The 18,999-nt window shown below is 60.5% G+C and carries 15 protein-coding genes and 1 riboswitch; of the genes, 5 read left to right on the top strand and 10 right to left on the bottom strand.

The annotated features are described in order from the left end of the window. Positions 1–20 precede the first annotated feature (20 nt). A riboswitch (TPP riboswitch) is annotated at positions 21–125 on the bottom strand. Positions 126–171: 46 nt separating this feature from the next. Continuing rightward, positions 172–2,574: a YbcC family protein gene (locus ACR0J5_RS14720; RefSeq protein ID WP_480654601.1), complete on the bottom strand. Its 2,403-nt coding sequence runs from the start codon at positions 2,572–2,574 to the stop codon at positions 172–174. A 14-nt stretch (positions 2,575–2,588) separates the two neighbouring features. Beyond that, positions 2,589–4,139, bottom strand: coding sequence for a proton-conducting transporter transmembrane domain-containing protein (locus ACR0J5_RS14715; protein WP_480654599.1), 1,551 nt, complete (start codon positions 4,137–4,139; stop codon positions 2,589–2,591). Between the two features lie 104 nt (positions 4,140–4,243). Here ACR0J5_RS14715 and ACR0J5_RS14710 point away from each other — a divergent pair, with 104 nt between their 5' ends. After that, positions 4,244–5,134: a LysR family transcriptional regulator gene (locus tag ACR0J5_RS14710; RefSeq protein WP_480654597.1), complete on the top strand. Its 891-nt coding sequence runs from the start codon at positions 4,244–4,246 to the stop codon at positions 5,132–5,134. Positions 5,135–5,146: 12 nt separating this feature from the next. Here ACR0J5_RS14710 and ACR0J5_RS14705 read toward each other — a convergent pair whose 3' ends face one another. Next, positions 5,147–6,034 carry a LysR substrate-binding domain-containing protein gene (locus ACR0J5_RS14705; RefSeq protein WP_480654595.1) on the bottom strand — a complete coding sequence of 296 codons (888 nt, stop codon included), beginning with the start codon at positions 6,032–6,034 and terminating at the stop codon, positions 5,147–5,149. Between the two features lie 112 nt (positions 6,035–6,146). Continuing rightward, a complete protein-coding gene (locus ACR0J5_RS14700) occupies positions 6,147–8,936 on the bottom strand; it encodes a bifunctional aconitate hydratase 2/2-methylisocitrate dehydratase (protein ID WP_480654593.1) in 2,790 nt (929 codons plus the stop codon). Between the two features lie 176 nt (positions 8,937–9,112). On the opposite strand from ACR0J5_RS14700, the gene speD reads away from it, so the two are divergent. Beyond that, positions 9,113–9,490 (top strand): adenosylmethionine decarboxylase, encoded by a 378-nt coding sequence (gene speD / locus ACR0J5_RS14695; RefSeq protein ID WP_480654591.1) that lies wholly within the window; start codon positions 9,113–9,115, stop codon positions 9,488–9,490. Here speD and ACR0J5_RS14690 read toward each other — a convergent pair. The 5 genes from ACR0J5_RS14690 to ACR0J5_RS14670 form a co-directional block, all read right to left on the bottom strand. Continuing rightward, positions 9,461–11,002 (bottom strand): polyamine aminopropyltransferase, encoded by a 1,542-nt coding sequence (locus tag ACR0J5_RS14690; RefSeq protein ID WP_480654589.1) that lies wholly within the window; start codon positions 11,000–11,002, stop codon positions 9,461–9,463. The genes speD and ACR0J5_RS14690 overlap by 30 nt on opposite strands. Then, positions 10,999–11,223: a DUF350 domain-containing protein gene (locus ACR0J5_RS14685; RefSeq protein ID WP_480654587.1), complete on the bottom strand. Its 225-nt coding sequence runs from the start codon at positions 11,221–11,223 to the stop codon at positions 10,999–11,001. The genes ACR0J5_RS14690 and ACR0J5_RS14685 overlap by 4 nt, the downstream gene beginning before the upstream one ends. Positions 11,224–11,399: 176 nt before the next feature. After that, complete coding sequence (locus ACR0J5_RS14680) at positions 11,400–12,701, bottom strand: DUF4178 domain-containing protein (protein ID WP_480654585.1); 1,302 nt, start codon at positions 12,699–12,701, stop codon at positions 11,400–11,402. Beyond that, on the bottom strand, positions 12,698–13,306 hold the full coding sequence (locus tag ACR0J5_RS14675; RefSeq protein WP_480654583.1) for a DUF4178 domain-containing protein: 609 nt from the start codon (positions 13,304–13,306) through the stop codon (positions 12,698–12,700). Before ACR0J5_RS14675 ends, ACR0J5_RS14680 begins: the two co-directional genes overlap by 4 nt. Before the next feature lie 16 nt (positions 13,307–13,322). Next, positions 13,323–14,006: a DnaA N-terminal domain-containing protein gene (locus tag ACR0J5_RS14670; protein WP_480654581.1), complete on the bottom strand. Its 684-nt coding sequence runs from the start codon at positions 14,004–14,006 to the stop codon at positions 13,323–13,325. Positions 14,007–14,475: 469 nt separating this feature from the next. Between ACR0J5_RS14670 and ACR0J5_RS14665 the strand changes: the two genes are divergently transcribed. Both ACR0J5_RS14665 and ACR0J5_RS14660 read left to right on the top strand, forming a co-directional pair. After that, positions 14,476–15,783 carry an AAA family ATPase gene (locus ACR0J5_RS14665; protein ID WP_480654579.1) on the top strand — a complete coding sequence of 436 codons (1,308 nt, stop codon included), beginning with the start codon at positions 14,476–14,478 and terminating at the stop codon, positions 15,781–15,783. Next, positions 15,780–16,886: a ParB/RepB/Spo0J family partition protein gene (locus ACR0J5_RS14660; protein WP_480654578.1), complete on the top strand. Its 1,107-nt coding sequence runs from the start codon at positions 15,780–15,782 to the stop codon at positions 16,884–16,886. Before ACR0J5_RS14665 ends, ACR0J5_RS14660 begins: the two co-directional genes overlap by 4 nt. A gap of 257 nt (positions 16,887–17,143) precedes the next feature. Here the strand turns inward: ACR0J5_RS14660 and ACR0J5_RS14655 are convergent, their stop codons facing one another. After that, positions 17,144–18,040 carry a GntR family transcriptional regulator gene (locus tag ACR0J5_RS14655; protein WP_480654576.1) on the bottom strand — a complete coding sequence of 299 codons (897 nt, stop codon included), beginning with the start codon at positions 18,038–18,040 and terminating at the stop codon, positions 17,144–17,146. Positions 18,041–18,141: 101 nt separating this feature from the next. On the opposite strand from ACR0J5_RS14655, the gene ACR0J5_RS14650 reads away from it, so the two are divergent. Continuing rightward, complete coding sequence (locus ACR0J5_RS14650; protein WP_480654573.1) at positions 18,142–18,984, top strand: alpha/beta hydrolase family protein; 843 nt, start codon at positions 18,142–18,144, stop codon at positions 18,982–18,984. Positions 18,985–18,999 lie beyond the last annotated feature (15 nt).

Here is an 18,999-nt window from a genome sequence, read left to right as displayed (position 1 = left end):
TGCGGCGAGAGGGCAAGGATGGATGGATCCGACACCTTTCCCTCCGCCGGTTCTAGCCGGTTCAGGTTCAACGGGTTCGCCACTGGCATCTCAGCGTGATTTCGCACGCACCCCGAGGTGAGGGTGTGACTAGGCGGGAATGGGTCGGATTACAACCCTTTCCCCCTGTCCCTACTCTGCCGCGATGGCCTGATCGGATGTGGTGGCCATCGGGGTCCAGTTCAGATCGCCGGTATAGCGCCAGGCCAGTTTGCCCTGCTCATCCATCGCAATCAGATGCAGCCAGCCATTGTCAAACAACGCCCGCACCTGCGGATGACGGCTCAGGATGTCCGACATCGCCTCGCGCGGGGCTTCGATCACCACCGACAGACGCAGCGGATCATGCTGATAGCCCTCGCCATCATGGATCGACTGCCACGGCAAGCCCGGACGGGGCGCGCCGTTGTTGCCCTCGAGCACGCCGATGCCACCGACCACATTGTGCAGCAGCTTGTTGCCGCCGCCAAACAGGCGCGGGGCCACGGTCGAGCCATAATATTGCAGGCTGATCCAGCTGACGACCACCACGGGCGCGGTCATGATCAGCTCCAGCACGCCAAACCCATCATCCTTGCGCCAGTCATAGTTGTGCAGGAACGCCTGCCCCGCCAGATCGGCCCCATCCGTGCGGTGGCGCGGGGCTGCGATAAAGGCGCGGCACCCGGCCAGACCCCATTCGGGGCGGGTTTCGGCCCAGTCCTGCGCCCGGCGCTGAATATCGGAGGCCTTGTCAGCCCTCGGCAGACGCGCGGCGCGTTCGGCCCGCGCAAGCTGCCCAGCAGCCTCCAGCCAGGATTTCAACCGCGCCAGATCACCCGACCCCTTGCCTGCCAGCAAATCCTGCTCATACAGGTGCACCCGGTCGGTCGTGGTGTAATGCATTGCGGCAACAAAGACCGTGTCTTCGGGAATTTTGACCCCCTGTTCGGCCAACCCAGAACGCACTTGCGGGTCGTTCAGCAACCCGGCCAGCAGGCGCGCATTCACGTCACCCGCATGCCCGCCGCAAGCGCCACAATGCAGCGCGCTTTCATGCGGGTTGTTGGTCACATCCGCACCGTGCCCGGCCAGCAATACGATGCGGGCAAAATTGTCGGTCAATGACATCGCCGTCAGCACCGTTTTGGCCATCGTGACCCGCGCGTCCAGATCGATATTGGGGTCCAGCTGCGGTGCGGGATCGACCTTGGCCTTTCCGCCAACACCCAGCGCATCGCGCATCAGCTTGCCCGCATACAATGGCCCCGTCGCCTCGACAAAAGCAAACGAAGACACAGCCGCCAGCTTGAACCGGCCCCAGGCCCGCTTCGCCCGCGCCGTATACCGCCGGGACAGGTCCTTGCCCGCAGACTCCTTGGCCTGAGAACAGACCGAAGGCTGCAACAGAACCGGGCCGTGCAGCTCGGTCACATCCGACCCGGCGGCCTTGTGGGCGCTGGCCAGACCAAAGAACCCGGCAAAACCCAGCGTTTCGATCCCGGTATCCTGCGCCTCAAGCGCGCGGCGGAACACTTCGGACCGCACATCGATGCAGAACGCGGCCTGAACCTGCGCCCGGCCCCCCGACGGGCGTGCCGTGCCCGGCAGCAACCTGTCCGCAAGGGCGCGCTGCTGTGCCCGCTCAGCCGCCTCTTGCAGCACCGCGTCGATGACGAAATCCATATCCGGGGTCACCGGTGACTCATGCGCGGCCATGACCCCGGCCCATTTTTCGCCGATCTGATCCTCGTAGAGGTCCAGCAACGCCTCATCAAACACCATGCGGACGGCCAGCAGCTCGGTCACGGTGTTGTCCGCTTCGCCTTTCAGCTCGGCCTCCCACAGCAGATAGCGCGCGTATTGCGCCCATCCGCCCAGGGTCGTCAGCCAGCGGTGATAGGCGGTGGCCGCGGCATCCGTGCTCAGCCCCAGCCGTTCCGACGACCGGCCAATGGCGCGCCAGTGTGAGCGGTTGGTGCCCGCAACAAACGCCCCAAACCCGCTCAGGCCAAGAATTTCCGGCGTCAGATCGCGCGAGGCAAACTCGCGCCAGGCACTGAACGCGCCGCCCGTGCGGGCCTGCTGCCACAGGGCCTGACCCTGATCGAAATGGCTGGCGGCCCAGATACCGATCCGGTCTTCGATCAGACCGGGCCAGTCGGTGCCAGACACCTCAGCCGCTAATTCAGCCACGGTAGGCAGGGCCACGGGCTGCGGGGCCTCGGCGCCAAGCCCGGTTTTCACATCCTCAAGGCTGGGCGTATTGAACTGCCCAGCAAGGGCTGAGAGCGCATCCAGAATATCGGCCTCGGTGATCTCACCGGCATCCAACTTGGCGGCCCAATGCGCCCGGTCCGGCGTGATCCGCGTGCCCGCAACCCGCGCCAGCCGGGCCGAGGTCACGGCCAGCGGCTCATCCGCCTGACCCAGAAACGGGTTCACGGCAACGTTCGACGACAGCGGGAACAGCGGCGGGATCGCATGGGCGGCAGATTTCGCCTCGGCCACCAGTTCCAGCAGCGGTGCGGGATATGCTTCAAGCTTTGCAAACATCACATCAGTTCCTTTCAGGCTGCGGACCGTCTGGACCAACCGTCCAGAAACTTGTCGAAAATGGCATTGGCATAGAGACCGTTTGACAGATGCACCCGCAGCCCCGCCGCCGCCGGATGCGACGCCCACAGCGGGAAGGTGGCCTGCGCCACGGCAACGAAGCCAAAGCTCAGCAACGCCAGCACGATCAGCGCCCATTCCAGCGGCCCCGGCGCGGGGGTGGCGGGCAAGGCCCCGGCGGTCAGGTGCTGTGCGATGACCTGCAGCGCGAAATAACTGACCGAGGTCACCAGCGCATAAACCACCGTGCGCTGCGTCAACTGGCGCGGCGCGGCATCGGCAAAGCCCTGCGCCAGCAGATAGGCCACGCCAAAGATCAGGATGACGCCAAGGGCGATGGCCTGCACCGATTTGCCGTCAAAACCCAGCACAGTGCCGACCAGCGCATAGATCACGATTGCCGTCCCAAAGGCGCGCAACACATTGCTGGCCGAGGGCACCGCGATCGGTCCGGGGCGGTGGATTGCGGCCACGTTCCTGACCGCCTCGCCCGAGCTGAGGAAAGCATGCGCCTTATACAGCGAATGCGCCACGATATGCAGCAGCGCCAGCGGGAACAGCGCCAGACCGCATTGCATCACCATGAACGCCATCTGCGCAATCGTCGACCACGCCAGAGAGGTCTTGACCGCTGGCTGCGTCAGCATCACCAGCCCGCCGAACAGCGCCGTGAACCCGCCCAGCATCACCAACAGGGCCATCACCCCCGGCGCCACCAGCATCACATCGGCAAAACGGATCAGCAGGAAGCCGCCCGCATTGATCACACCGGCATGCAACAGAGCCGAGACTGGCGTGGGGGCCTCCATCACCTCGGTCAGCCAGCCGTGTACCGGGAACTGGGCCGAGGCCAGCACCGCCGCCACCGCGATCAGCAGCGCTGCGGTCAGGGTCATCCATCCGGCCTGTACCGTGGTCAGGATCGTATGAATATCCGTGGTGCCCATGGCGATGATCAGCAGACCTATGGCCAGCGCCAGCGCGCCCTCGCTCAATCGCGCCACCAGCGCCTTTTTGCGGGCCGCCCGTTGAGCCGTGGCGCGTTCGGGATAGAACAACAGCAGCTTATGCAAGGCCAGGCTGGTTGCAGTCCAGGCCAAAAGCAGCTGGATCAGGTTCCCTGACATCACCAGCAAAAGGACCGAGGCCAGCGTCAGCGCCATCCATTTCGTGAACGTCCCCTGCCGCGCCTCACCATCCATATAGGTGGCCGAATAGCGCAACACGATCCAGCCGATAAAGCTGACCAGCACCAGCATCACCGCGCTGACCGCATCCAACCGGACCGACAGCCCAACCCCAAGCAGCCCGATCAGGCCCGAGGTTCCGGGGCCAAAGACCACCAGCAGGGTTGCAGAGATACCCGCCACCAGAAAGGCAGCGAACGCCGCCGCCTCGGCAATCTGCGGCACGCGCCCCGGGCGCAGGCCCGGATGACGCCCGGCATGGATCGCAGCAGCGATCAGGATCAGCGGGCTGAGAAGGGGCAGAAAAAGGTAGAACATGGTGACGGTCCCTGGATCATCGGTTTGGGACAGTCAGTTAGGACAGATTCTTTGCCGTTAAAAATACATTGTTCTATCAGTATCATTCTATTATTTAGAACGATATGCCTTTGAACTATCATCACCTGCGCTATTTCTGGGCCGTGGCCCATGACGGCAACCTGACCCGAACGGCGCAGCGGCTGAACCTGTCGCAATCGGCCCTGTCGGTGCAGATCAAACAGCTTGAGGAACGGCTGGGCCATGATCTGTTTGAACGCCGCGGGCGGCAGCTTTACCTGACCGAGGCCGGGCGTATCGCGCTGGACCATGCCGACGCGATTTTCTCGACAGGGCAAGAGCTTGTGGCCACCCTGACCGAGACGGTGCAGACCCGCAAAGCCCTGCGCGTCGGGGCATTGGCGACGCTGTCGCGCAACTTTCAGATCGGGTTTCTGCGCCCGATCCTGTCGCGGCTGGATGTTGAGGTGATCCTGCGCTCGGGCAGCCCGACCGAGCTGATGGAGGGGCTTGAAACCCTGAACCTCGATCTGGTGCTGATGAACCGCCCGCCCCCCGATGACAGCCTGACCCCGTTCGAGACCCACCAGATCGCGGAACAGGCCGTCAGCATCGTTGGCACGCCCGACCGTCTGGACCCGGATCGCCCAATCAAGGACTTGTTGCACGAACAGCCCTTTATCCTGCCCACCACCGACAGCAGCGTGCGCACCGCCTTTGACGCGATGGCCAGCCGGTTGTCGGAACGCCCCCAGATCGCGGCCGAGGTGGATGATATGGCGATGATGCGCCTGCTGGTGCGCGAAGATATCGGCCTTGCCCTTGTGGCCCCGATCGTTGTGACGGATGAGCTGACATCAGGCCGGCTGGTCGAAGCCCGCGAACACCCCCGGATCAAGGAAACCTTCTACGCCATCACCCTGCGCCGCCGCTTTCCCAACCCGCTGGTGCAGGACCTGCTGGCGCATGAGCCCGACCCGGCCTTCACGCCCTGAAGAACCCAAAACTCAGCCTCGGGCCGGGTGCAACTGCTCGGTGATGCGGAAAAAGCTGGAAACGGCGGCGGTCTGACGCATTGCGGGCAAACAGGCCAGAAAATGCGCGACCGTCAGATTCTTATCCTCGATGGGGACAAAACGAATACCGGGCTCATTCTCGCATTCCTGCGCCAGCGCCACCCCGACCCCGGCCCCCGAATTCACCAGCGACCGGATGGAGCCCCAGGACCCAAGGCCCAAAATCGTCGTCAGCTTGACCCCCCGCAGCCGCGCTGCGGCCTCAAAAATCCGCCGGGTCGAGGATGTCGGCTCGCGCTGGATCAGCTTGAGCGCTTCGACCTCTTGCCATGTTACCGCCTTTGCGCCTGTCAAAGGATGACCTTCGGGCACGATCAATCCAACAGTCGAATCCGCCAGTTTGATCCCGGACAGATCGGGCGGCAGCTCTTTGGCGGTGAACAGGCAGACATCGAATTCGCCGGTATAAAGCATCGGCAACAGATCATGGCTGGCCATGGCACGGGCCGTCACATCCACCGCCGGGTAGGCGCGCACGAACTCGGACATTACCGGGATGGCAATCTGAAAAGTCGAATAGCCGATATGGAAACTGCCGGAATGCAGGTCCTGTTCGGCCGTCAGCACGGTATCGATGCTGTCGCGCAAGGCGATCAGCGCCTTGATGTCGCCGCGTATCTTGCTCAGCAACGGGGTGGCGGTGATCGTCGTGCCCGACCGGTCCAGCAAACGGCACTGATAGTGCTGTTCCAGCGAGTACACCAGATTGGACACCGTCGGCTGCGACACCCCAAGCTCTTTGGCGGCAAGGGTAAAACTACCCTGCCGTACAACCGCTTCAAGGGCCTGCAATTGCTTCAGGCTGATTTTCGATTTCATGGGGTCACTCGTGGCTGGGCATTTGCAGCCACCATAGATCAGCGGACCGGATCAGGAAAACCACTGATGCAAAAAGATCGGGCCGGTTCTGTGCAAACCGGCCCGAGCGGGTTCAGAAATGCGCCGAGTTCGTGACCTCGGGCTTGGCGGGCGGTGCAAAGCTGGTCAGGTCGATGCCTTCCACCGCGGCCTTGTATTCTTCGATCTTCGGGGTCCGGCCCAGAATAGCCGACAGCACCACAACCGGGGTCGAGGCCAGCAGGGACTCGCCCTTTTTCTCGTCCGAATCCTCAACCACGCGACCCTGGAACAGGCGGGTCGAGGTGGCCAGAACCGTGTCGCCTTTTTCGGCCTTTTCCTGATTGCCCATGCACAGGTTGCAGCCGGGGCGCTCAAGATACAGGATGTTTTCATATTCCTTGCGCGCCGAGGTTTTCGGGAACAGATCGTCAAACTCGAAACCCGAATAGCGCTGCAGGATTTCCCAATCGCCTTCGGCCTTCAGCTCATCGACAATGTTATAGGTCGGCGCGGCCACAACCAGTGGCGCGTTGAACTCAACCTTGCCTGAAACCTTTTCCAGATTGCGCAGCATCTGGGCCACGATCTTCATGTCGCCCTTATGCACCATGCACGACCCGACAAAGCCCAGATCGACCTTTTTGTCGCCGCCGTAATAAGACACCGGACGGATCGTATCGTGGGTATAGCGTTTCGACACATCCGCGTTGTTCACATCCGGGTCGGCGATCATCGGCTCGTCGATCTCATCCAGATCAACGACAACCTCGGCGAAATACTTGGCATTTGCATCCGGTGTCAGGGCGGGCACGTCGCCCGATTTGATTTCGGCGATACGTGCATCGGCTTTGTCGATCAGGCCCTGCAGGGTCTTGGCCTCATTCTCCATGCCCTTGTCGATCATGATCTGAATGCGGTGCTTGGCGATTTCCAGCGATTCAACCAGCGTGTCATCTTCCGAAATGCAGATCGACGCCTTGGCCTTCATCTCGGCCGTCCAGTCGGTGAACGTAAACGCCTGATCCGCCAGCAGGGTGCCGATATGCACCTCGATGATGCGGCCCTGGAACACGTTGTCGCCGAACTGTTTCAGCATCTGCGCCTGCGTCGCGTGCACCACGTCGCGGAAATCCATATGGTCGGCCATCTTGCCCTTGAAGGTCACCTTGACCGATTCCGGGATCGGCATCGTCGCCTCCCCCGTGGCCAGCGCCAGCGCAACGGTGCCCGAATCCGCGCCAAACGCCACGCCCTTGGACATCCGCGTATGGCTGTCGCCGCCGATGATTATGGCGCGGTCATCGACCGTGATGTCATTCAGCACCTTGTGAATCACATCCGTCATCGCATGATATTCGTGCTTGGGGTCGCGCGCGGTGATCAGGCCGAAATTGTTCATGAAGGACATCAGGCGCGGAATGTTGGCCTGTGCCTTCTTGTCCCAGACCGAGGCCGTGTGACAGCCCGACTGATAGGCCCCATCCACGGTGGGAGAGATGACCGTGGCGGCCATCGCCTCCAGCTCCTGACTGGTCATCAGGCCGGTGGTGTCCTGCGAGCCCACGATATTGACCTTGACCCGCACGTCCGACCCGGCATGCAGAACCTTGCCGGGGGTCACGCCCACGGCGTTGCGGTTAAAGATCTTTTCGACCGCCGTCAGACCCTGATCGTCATGGGTGATTTCCTTGGACGGCGCAAAGACCGGGGTCTGCTCGACACCCAGTGTTTCGGCGGCAAATGTCTGCAGCTTCTTGCCAAAGACAATGGCATAAGACCCGCCCGCAACCATGAATTCCTTCTTTTGCGGCGTGAAGGACGACGCGATATCCACCAGCTCAGTCTCGCCGCTGGCGTCATACAGCTTTTTGTCGCGGGTATTGATGGTCATGACGGTGCCGGTTTCGACCGAGTATTTCTGCTCCAGAACCGGGCTGTCGTCATTGTTGAGGATCGGGTTGCCCTCTCCGTCCACTTTCTTGACCCAGTTCTTCAGGTCGATGCCAATGCCGCCGGTCACGCCGACCGTGGTCAGGAAGATCGGCGAAATCCCGTTGGTGCCCGCCACGATGGGGGCGATGTTGACAAAGGGCACATAGGGGCTGGCCTGTTTGCCCGTCCACAGCGCCACGTTGTTCACGCCCGACATCCGCGACGATCCCACACCCATGGTGCCTTTTTCCGCGATCAGCATGACGCGCTTGTCGGGGTGCTGCAGTTTCAGCGCCTCAATCTCCTGCTGCGCCTTGTCCGAGATAAAGCACTTGCCGTGCAACTCTCGGTCTGACCGCGAATGCGCCTGATTGCCCGGCGACAGAAGATCGGTCGAGATATCGCCCTCGGCCGCCACATAGGTCACGATTTTGATCTCTTCATCCAGATCGGGCAGCTTGGTAAAGAACTCGGCCTTGGCGTAGCTGTCCAGAATATCGCGCGCCACCGGGTTGCCCGCCTCAAACGCCGCCTTCAACCGGTCGGTGTCGGCCTCATAGAGGAAGACCTGCGATTTCAGCACCTCAGCCGCCTGAGCAGCAAGCGCCGCATCATCACCCAGGGCCACGTCCAGCAGAACCTCGACCGAGGGGCCGCCCTTCATATGCGACAGCAGCTCGAACGCGAAAGGAACCGAGATTTCCTCGACCACTGCATCGCCCAGTATGATCTCTTTCAGGAACTTGGCCTTTTCCCCTGCGGCGCTCGTCGTGCCGGGCAGTGTGTTATAGATAAAGAACTGCAGCGACTGGTCCCGGTGTTCGTTGCCTGCATCTTTGATCTGATCCACGATCTCTTTGACCAATGCGGCATCATCGATGGGCTTGGGGTGCAGGCCCTCGGCTTTGCGGGTTTCAATCTCACTGAGGTAATCTGTATAAAGGCTCATGGCTATTCCGGCTGTTTGCATCTGGTGGCGATCAGGGCCGGAGTCGCGATGATCTATACGGTCCGGCATTTGTTTGTATGCGGCGGTATACTATTCCCCCACAGATTTCAATAGACCATCTGCGCGCACCCGGTCGGTCCCTTCCCATTTCACCCGGCAAAGGCTAAGTGCGGTATATGGATGTTGGCAGACCCCCGGCGACGGGTACTCATTTACTGATCGATCATTTCGGGGGCGATGCGCTGCGTGACGCGGACCGGATCGAACGCGCCCTGATACGCGCCGCCCGGGCCGCCGGGGCCACGGTTCTGACCAGCAAGCTGCACAGATTCGGCGGGCATGGCGGCGTCACCGGCGTGCTGTTGCTGGCGGAATCCCATATCTCGATCCACACATGGCCCGAGAAAGCCTATGCCGCCATCGACATCTTTATGTGCGGCGCCGCCCAACCCGAGATTGCCGCCGACATACTGGAACAAGAGCTGCGCCCAGACCGGGTCGAGATCACCCGCATCAGCCGGGGTTCAGCGGAACCAGTGCTCCCACCCGTCTAGATAATAGCCGGTCAGAACATGGGTCTGCAGCGTGTTCACCTCGGCCGGAACGGGGCCCATATCTGCGCCGAAGACCTGCGTGGCCTGCCACACATCATCGGTCAGATAGGTCAGCCCCTCAGGCAATTGCAAAACCCGCCGCGACAGCGGCTCTTGCGAGGCCAGCACAAAGCCCCATTCGCCAAAGCTGGGCACATAGCTGTGATACGGCAGGCTGTGCAGCCCCTGCCCCGGCTGCTGCGGATTGCGGCTGTGGTTCAGAGTTTCCACCACGGACCAGAACGCCTGCCGCGCAAAAAACGGCGACCCGGCTTGCGTCACCAACAGGCCCTGCCCGCTCAGCCTTTCAACGGCCAGCCCGTAGAATTGCCGCGAATACAGCCGCGACAGGGCAATGGATTTCGGGTCCGGCAGGTCGATGACGATCACGTCATAACCCCCCGCATCCCGCTCAAGGAATTGCCAGGCATCCTGGTTCAGAACAGTGACCCTCCGGTCGGACAGGGCATGATCGTTCAGCGCCGACAGATCGGGGTGGTCGCGGAAAATCTCGGTCACGCGGGGATCGAGATCCACCAGCGTCACCTGTTCGACATCGGCGTAGCGCAGCACCTCGCGCACGGCCATGCCGTCGCCACCGCCCAACACCAGAATATGCGCCCGGCGCGGGGCCAGCGCCATCGCCGGATGCACCAGCGGTTCGTGATAGCGATGCTCATCCAGCGTATCGAACTGGATCGAGTGATCCAGAAACAGCCGCACCCGGTCGCGATAGCGCGTCACGGTGATCTGCTGATAGGGGGTGGCCTCGGACAGGATCACGTCATCCTCGAACAGCTCGGCCTCGGTGACTGAGACCAGCTTTTCCGAATGCCACAACGCCACCAGCGTCGCCGTCAGCGCCAGCGCCCAAACCGCCACCTGCAACCGGCTGGCCCAGTGCCGAAACACCAGCAAGGACAGCCCCGCCACCGCCAGGTTCAACCCGCCAAAGGCCAGGCTTGCCGACATCAGCCCCAGATGCGGGATCACCAACAGCGGAAAGGCCAGCGACGCCACCAGCGCGCCGACGTAATCCACGCTCAGCACGTTTTCGAACCGGAACTTCAGCGCGCCGATCTCTTCCAGAACCCGCGCGATCAGCGGGATTTCCATCCCCGACAAAACCCCGATCAGGATCAGCGCCGCATATAGCGGCGTCGCCACATGACCCATCCACGCATAGTTCAGAAACAGCACCGGCGCCATGAACCCGCCGACAATCCCCAGCAGGATCTGCGCCCAGACAAAGCCGGAAAACGCGTGGGTCACAAAGCGCGACAACCACGCCCCCAGACCCATCGCCGACAGGAAAATACCGATCACAAGCGAAAACTGCCGGACAGAATCCCCCAGCAGATAACTGGACAGGGTCGCCGCGATCAGCTCATAGATCAGGCCCGCAACGGCAACCAGAAACGTCGCCGCCAACAGCCACGCGGCGCGCGCCTCGACCGCGCGGGCCGGTGTCATGACAGGATGACAGCCGCGATGATGATGGCGACCGACACGAATAGCAGCCCGATCACGATCGCTAGCGCGATGTTCTGATCATGCTCGATCTCACGCACGATGGAAAACGGGGTCAGCCAGTCGATCACCTTCCACACCGCCCACATCAGCGCGACGCCCAGGAAGGTGTAAAAGATCGTGCTGATCACCTCGGCAATCTGAATGGCTGCAAAATAATCCATGATGTCCCCGCTATTTGACGCGATTTGATCGATAATACCCGCCGCCGCCACTGCCGACGCGCACGGATGTGTCTAGGTCACGGCTTTCCGATCCGTACCCGTAATAAGAAACGTATCCCGTGGCCCCGATGGCCACGACTGAGATCGCAAGAAAAATGATCCGGAACGGCGTCACGTTAATCCTCGTCTACCCAGTCAGACCCGGACCAGCGGGCCCATCGGTGCACGGCTTTACGCGCGAATTGAACCAGGAACAATGCCCCGAACGCCGCCGCCAGCATCGCCATCCATCTGCCTGTGAACTGCCCCGCCCGCACATCCAGCGTCAGCTGCGATACGGGCTGGTTCGCTGTCCGCCCTGCCCCGACCCCGGTCCAGAACCCTTCGTCGGCCACCGACAGGGCCAGCGTATAGGTGCCGGACTGCTCGGGACGGAACCGCAATTCCGTCGAGGATGACCCCTCGCGCCAATCGCCATCCGAGTCGCGCCCGTAATAGTATTCAATGGTCCGCCCGGCCTCGAACAGGGGAACGCCCTGCGGATCGGTCATCCCCATCTCAAGATAAGCCCAGCTGTTTTGCACATTCCCCTGCAGCCTGATCGACGCCAGCTTGTTATCCGCCTCCAGCGGCAGCGGTATCTCAACCGGCAGATCGCTCACGTCGATTTTGTAAGAGCGTACAACATCCCGCCCGCTATACAGGCTGAACCCATAGGCCAGCATCACGCAGATGGCGGCAAACACGAAGGCGCTTTTTAGCAGAAACTGATAGTTTTTACCTTCGACAAAGGGTTGCAGCGGATGAACCCGATATGGGGTTATGTCCAGCGGCTGCCCAAACGCAGCCTCGGCCTCTTTCTTAAAGACATAGATCGAGCGATAGGTTTCCCGCTCGGTCCCCGTTTCCGAAAACCCCAGCATCGCCGCGTCCGACATGGCCGAGATTGTCACCGTGCGCTCACCCAGTTTTGGGCTCCAGGTAAACTCGCCCTCGACATAGGTGATCGTGCTGTGGGTGGTTTCGTAATAGCGGTACGTGCCCTGACTGGTGCGCACGGATGGCGGGTGGTCCGCGGTTTCAACCCAATGCTCGGATATCCAGCCCTCCCCGCGATAGCGCCGCGAGAACACCAGATGACCGTCTTCCAGCGTCAGCCAGGCATAGCCATGGGTTGGTGAATACAGCTGATGGTCGATCCAGGTAAACACCCGCCCTGCCCAGCGTTCGGTATGTTCCACCAGCCCAACGATGACGAACTCGACATCATAGAAGGTGCCGCGCATCCCAAGCGATAGCGGCGTATGGGGTCTCTGCAAATCAGCGAACTTTCGCAGAACGGTATAATTATTTTGGGCGTCCAGCTCTGATCCGCAATATTCACAGATTTTGACGATTACCCTGCCACCGCCCAAAACGTCCAGCCCAGCCCCGCATGAGGTGCAATTGATCGTCGTCAGATCCGGCGCGCGGGTCATCTCTGCACCTTTATCCCAAACGGATCGCGCCAGCGCCCCACGTACCAGGATGCGCCGCCATCCCAGAACTCAGCCGACAGCAGGCTGTAGCCATCGGCCGAGGCATTGACGAAATCATAGGTCTCACCCACGTGCAGCGCTTCGTCGAACTGACCCCGCAGGGCAATGCACTCCGCCTGCTCGACCTCACTCACCACATAGGTGGAGCGCTGAAACTCTATCGTTTCACCCGGCTTGAACGGAGGTTGCGCACGGGGCGCCTGACCATCGGGGATACGCCGCTGTTCCACCACGTCACCCTCATCGACCGAGACCCAGATCACCGCGCCGCTGTCATCCGTCGTGCAAAACTCATCCCAGAATCCACGCCCGTAAGAAAACCGCGCATGCCCTAGGATCAGCAGGGGTGAGTCGCCCAGTTCAACGGTATCGCCAATCTGAAACAGCATCGGTGCATCATGCATCACCCCTTGCTCGCCTGCGCCCTCCACATGCGCACCGTTCAGCATCAGGGTCGTGCTGCAGGACAGACATGTCACAAGCTTGGCACTGCGCAATGTGACCGGACACGCCGCACCGCAATTGGGGCAGGTCAATTCTGTCATCTGGTCCGCTCGTGCTTCATTCGACGGCCTCAAACCGCAGGTTGCGCACGGCGGGGTCTACGCGGTTATAGGCGGCAAGCAGACGCCCGCTCCATTTCTGCGCGATGTAATCTGCCATGAAACGCGATGGCGCCATCAGGGTTACGACGCCCCCTGCCCTGTCCGCCTCGGTCAGATGCCGGAACCAGCTGGCCCAAAGCTCGGGGTCACGCCCATGCAGGATCGCTTGCACCTGCCCCCACACATCCCCCCCTGTCGCTTCGGGCGGTGCGGGTTTTGCCGTGAAGGGAACAACCGTGTTATCCGTTTCCGGCTCATCCGACATACGCGCATGAAAATCGGTTCCAATCACCGGCCAAATCTCGGACGTGTCCAACATCACCTGTTTGAGGTCGATTTCATACACCGCCACCCGACCACGCACTGCAGGTCGTTTGATCGAAATCCATCCCATCGTGCGCAGCTTGGCCATCTCGCGTTTGACCGTACGTTCATTGACGGACCACAACCGGGAAATTTCCTCGCGACCGATGGAAAGCTCGTTGGTTCGCCAATTGTAGCGGGTGGTGATGAGCGCGATGATACGCAGGATGCTGCGCTGCCTGTGTTTGTCGCCAGACAAGGCATGCACCGTCAGTGCGGATAGAATATCATATTTTAGGGCAGGCGCATTTCGCCCGACCGGTTTTGCAACATGCATTCCCGTTCTCACTGCTCTCTACTGCCTCAAGCGGATATACCGCAATTCCCTGCGCTGTTTGCCAACGCTTTTCAAGTCGATGCGCTGATTAGCGTCCAAAGCTGCGATTCTGTCAAGCGGAGTCTGATTTTCGGATCGAACTCCGCAAATCCCATTCCTGAATAATAAAATAAAAATGGTGAAGTATTGGTGATGGGGGACATACTGAATGTCCCCTTATTGGGGCATTTTGTCCCCCTAAATGCAGTCTTCAGGTCGTAAACGACCCCCTAAATCCTGTGGCTTGGCATAGTGTCGGCGCCTAAGCCGCCTTTCATGCACCCCGAATCAACAGGCGCGCGTTAAGCCCTTGTTTTCTTACCCGTGGGTAAGTTCACATTCGTAGTATATTTTCTTTTGCGTAAAGCGCAAATCAAGCGTAAATAAGAAACACATATAAAATAGCGTCCCAAACGATGAGACCCGAGGCATGTATACGCACGAAGACCTGAACGCATTGCGCAACCAATCCCTCAAACTGCAGGGCTGGATTCGCCAGCAAACCTTCAGCCCCGAGATGGAGAAAACCCTGCGGCGCTTTTCAAGCTGGGAAGTGTCCGAGTTGATCTTTCGCGTCAATCAATCGACCTTTCGCGGCAAGCTGGCTGCTGACCCCACCCTGCCCGGCGGCGAGGTTGAGCCCGACGGCCGTCAGCGCTGGTTCAGTCTTGAAGAGGTGAACGAGCTGCGTCGTCGCCTGAAGGTGAACCGCAAGTCCCTGATGCCGCCCCGCCCTGTTGGCAAGCGCGCCATTCGTGCTGCGGTTGCGAATTTCAAGGGTGGCGCTGGTAAGTCCACCGTGGCGCTGCATCTGGCCCATGCCGCCGCGCTGGATGGCTACCGGGTGCTGGTGGTGGATTTCGACCCTCAGGCGACGCTCAGCCATTCCATGGGCCTGACCGATGTGGCCGAGGATTTCACCGTCTGGGGTATTATGGCCCGCGATCTGATCCGCGAGACCGAGCGGATGAACAACCGCCCGGCTGCCGCCGAATCCGGCACCGCCCTGCCCCGGCGTGAGCTGCCGCCCTCAATCACCGACATGGGTCTTGGCGATCTGCGCATCAGCGACTTTATCAAGCAAAGCTCATGGTCGACCATCGACGTGATCCCCTCCTGTGCCAACGCGGCCTTTGTCGAGTTTGCGTCTGCCCAGTATCGACACCTGAACCCCGAATGGTCCTTCTTTGCCGCTGTGTCACGGTACCTGGATCAGATCCCGGATGACGCCTATGACCTGATCCTGTTCGACTGTCCGCCTGCCATTGGGTACCAGTCGATGAATGCGGTTTTCGCGGCCGATATGCTTTATGTACCTTCGGGCCCCGGCTATTGGGAATACGACTCGACCACCTCATTCATCGGTCAGTTGGCCGAGGCGCTTGAGGATCTGGCATATGGGTTCGACAAGACCTTACCCACGGGTAAGATCGGTTTACCCAAAACCTTTTGCGAGCTGCGCTTTCTGTTGACGCGGTATGAACCCGGCAATGCCCTGCATCTGGCCATGTTCGACGCGTTCAAGAAAGTTTTTGGCGAGCATGTCGCCGAACACCCGGTAGAGATGACCCGCGCCGTTGAGCAATCGGGCCGGTTCCTGAGTTCGGTCTATGAGATGGATTATCGCGAGATGACGCGCGAAACCTGGCGCCGCGCGCGCTCGACCTTTGACAATGTATACGAAGAATTCCGGGGCGTGATGCTGTCGGCCTGGGATCAGCTGGAGGATGACGCATGAGCCGCAAACGCAGAATGTTCGACATCGATATGCCGGCGATGGAGGATATCCCGGTCGGCAAAATTCCGGACAAAGTTCTTGAGAAACGCCGGGGCCCGATGGCCGCCGCGATCTCGGAAAATGCCGAGGCGCTGCGCGATCAGCAATCGACCGAGGACACCATCCGCGCCGAAAATGACCGTCTGGCGCATGAGCTGGTGCGCCTGAAAGCCGATGGTCTGGTGACCGAGCATGTGGCGCTGGCGGATGTGGTGACCGAAAAGCTGACCCGCGACCGTGCACCGGGGCCGGACGCAGAGCTGGAAGAGTTGAAACAGTCGATTCGCGATATTGGCCTGTCGAACCCGATCCGGCTGGAGCGGCGGGCGGATGGGCGTTTTGATCTGATCCAGGGGATGCGCCGCCTGTCGGCCTATCGGGCGTTGCTTGAGGAAACCGGGGACGATCAATACGCGCGTATCCCGGCCGGGATCGCGGATGCGGCGGATCTGAATGACAGCTATCGGCGGATGGTCGATGAGAACCTGATCCGCAAAGATATCTCTTTCGCCGAGATGGGCGCGCTTGCACGCGCCTATGCCGAAGACCCGGCCAATAACTGTGTCGATGTGGACAAGGCGGTGGCGCAACTTTTCAAATCCGCGAGCTACACCAAGCGCAGCTATATCCGAGCCTTTGCCAGTTTGTTGATGCGGCTGGACAAGGTGCTGGTTCACCCGAACGATATCCCGCGCAATCTGGGCGTCGAGCTGAAGCGCAAGCTGGATGCAGAGCCCGGTTTGATCCGCGATGTCAGCACCGCCTTGATGGCCGAACCCGAGCGTGATGGCGCGCGGGAAGTGGCAATCCTGCGGACTTTCGTCGAAGCGGAACCTGCTGCACCCAGCAAACCCGCACCCACATCAGGTGGTAAAACCCGACGGGCCAAGACAACTTTCCAGGTGTCGGGCAGGGCAGGGGTGGCCAAATGCTCAGCCTCTGGTGGGCGGCTTGAGCTGCGTTATGACCTGGACTTCACCCGCGTGGATCGTGCGAAATTGGAGGAGGCGATCGTAGCCTTGATCGACGACCTTCAAGAAGAGGACGATGTTACCCACGGGTAAGATTTACGGTCCGGGCATTAGTGGGACATGTCCGGGCCGCAATACCTTGCGGCGCCAGTTTCTGGTGCGGCAAGGGCAGGGGGGTAGTGATGTTTTGGGTTGATGTCGCAGCTGACCAAAAGGGGACCTCTACCACTTGAAACCAGGTATGCCCATATAATGCGCAAAAACGGTTAAAAATGCGCGCAGTCTGCTTGAAAGCGCTGCGCCGAAAAGGCGTTGAGAGAGTGCCAGGAAAAGGTCCAATGCAATCCTGTTTAGAAACTGGATTCTCTGGCAGACAGGATATGCGCACGCATGAGGTCCGAGGCGCGGGTTAGCTCGCCTGCCGCAACCGCATCCAGAATGGCTATATGTTCGTGGCAGGCCTGCAACGTGCGGGTCTTGTTCTGATAATGCTGATACTCTTTCATCCGATCCGCAGGTTCATCTGAATCCAGCGCGTTGATCAGAAATCTGTTTCGGCAAAATGAGATCAATGCCCCGTGCAGGCGGATGTTGGATTCATATACCCGTGTCAGATCGAATTGGGCCGGGATCGTCTCGATCAGGTGGGTTTGTTCTGCACGCAGATCGGCAACCATTTTGGGATCAACGGTGTATCCGGGCTCTAGGAAAACGGCGGGCTCCAGCAGCAGGCGAAACCGGAACATGTCCGCCGCCTCGGCTTCGCGCGATTTTGCAAGCGGCGTGACCTGCCATCCATAGCCGGGATTCTGCCGCACCAACCCTTCGTTGGACAATCGGAACAGGGCCTCTTGCAGGGGCGGGCGTTCGGTCTGAAACCGCCGCATCAGTTCGGCTTCGCTGATCCGGTCAGACAGCTCACCGGCGAAGTAGGCGTCGATGATCTTGTGATACAGCTTATAAGCTTGCTGACCGGTTGTCTGGTAATCCAGATCGGGCAGCCGGTCGGCCTCGAGGCAAAGGAAATATCCCCTGCGCGGACGATGTTCAGCAACGCCGATTTCGCACAGGAAATCCAGCGCTGCCCGGACCGGAGTGCGCGAAACCGACAGCTCTTTGGCCAGCACCGATTCCCTCAGCGGCGCGCCAGCGGCCAGTCCCCGCTTTGCTGCGGCATCTATGATTTGGGCTGCCAGCTCGCGTTGCAGGTCCGAGACCTTACGAGCAGGAGGCGTTGTGTCCGGCATGGTCTTTTCTTTACTGTTTTCATAAGGTAATCGCAAGTGTACTTTGCGCCGACAAATACAAAAGGTCGGCGCCGCATGGCGTTTACAGGTGGAGAGACAACATGACAACGGGTGCACAGGTCGCGAAAGCGGTGTTTCCCATCGGGTATTACGACAAGGGGCACACCCCGTTTTATACACTGCAGAGCGAGCCGCGTCTGAGCTATTGTCTGTATGTCCCCAAGGATTACAAAAAAGACGGCGATCAGGTGTACCCGCTGGTGGTTCTGATACATGGCACGGAACGGGCACCGCATCTGTATCGCGACGGGTTTGCCGCGTTTGCTGAGCAGCACAAGGTCATCGTGCTGGCCCCGTTATTCCCGTGCAACCTGCTGTTTATCGGTGATCAGGAGAATTACAAACTGCTGCGGGCGCGCGAGTTTCGGTTTGACCTGTCGTTGCTGTCGATGGTGGACGAGGTTGCTGCCCGTTACCGGGTTCAGTCCGACCGGTTCCTGTTGCACGGGTTTTCCGGCGGCGGTCATTTTGCCCACCGGTTCCTTTATGCCCATCCCGACCGGCTGCGCGCGGTCTCAATTGGCGCGCCGGGGGTTGTGACGCTGTGTGATCCAACCAAACGGTATCCTCTGGGGCTGGACGGCATGGCCGAATATCTGGGCGGTCCGATCAAGCCCGAAATGGTCGGGCAGGTTCCGGTGCAATGTGTGGTGGGGTCAAAGGATACCGACACGTGGGAGATCACGATTGAACCGCATGAGATGTTCTGGACACCGGGAATAAACGACACCGGGCTTACCCGCATAGACAGGTTGCGCAGTCTGGCCGCATCGCTGAAATCCGTGGGATGCGCCGTGCAGTTTGATCTTGTCGAAGGTGTCGCGCATGACGAACGGGGTCTGGTGGCCCCGGTGCAGGCGTTCCTCAAGGATCATCTGGCCTGAAGGAACACAGCGCTG

The sequence above is a fragment of the Ruegeria sp. BE1 genome (assembly GCF_056538885.1).
Note: the sequence above shows the minus strand (reverse complement) of the source record. Positions and strands in the feature narration are given on the sequence as shown.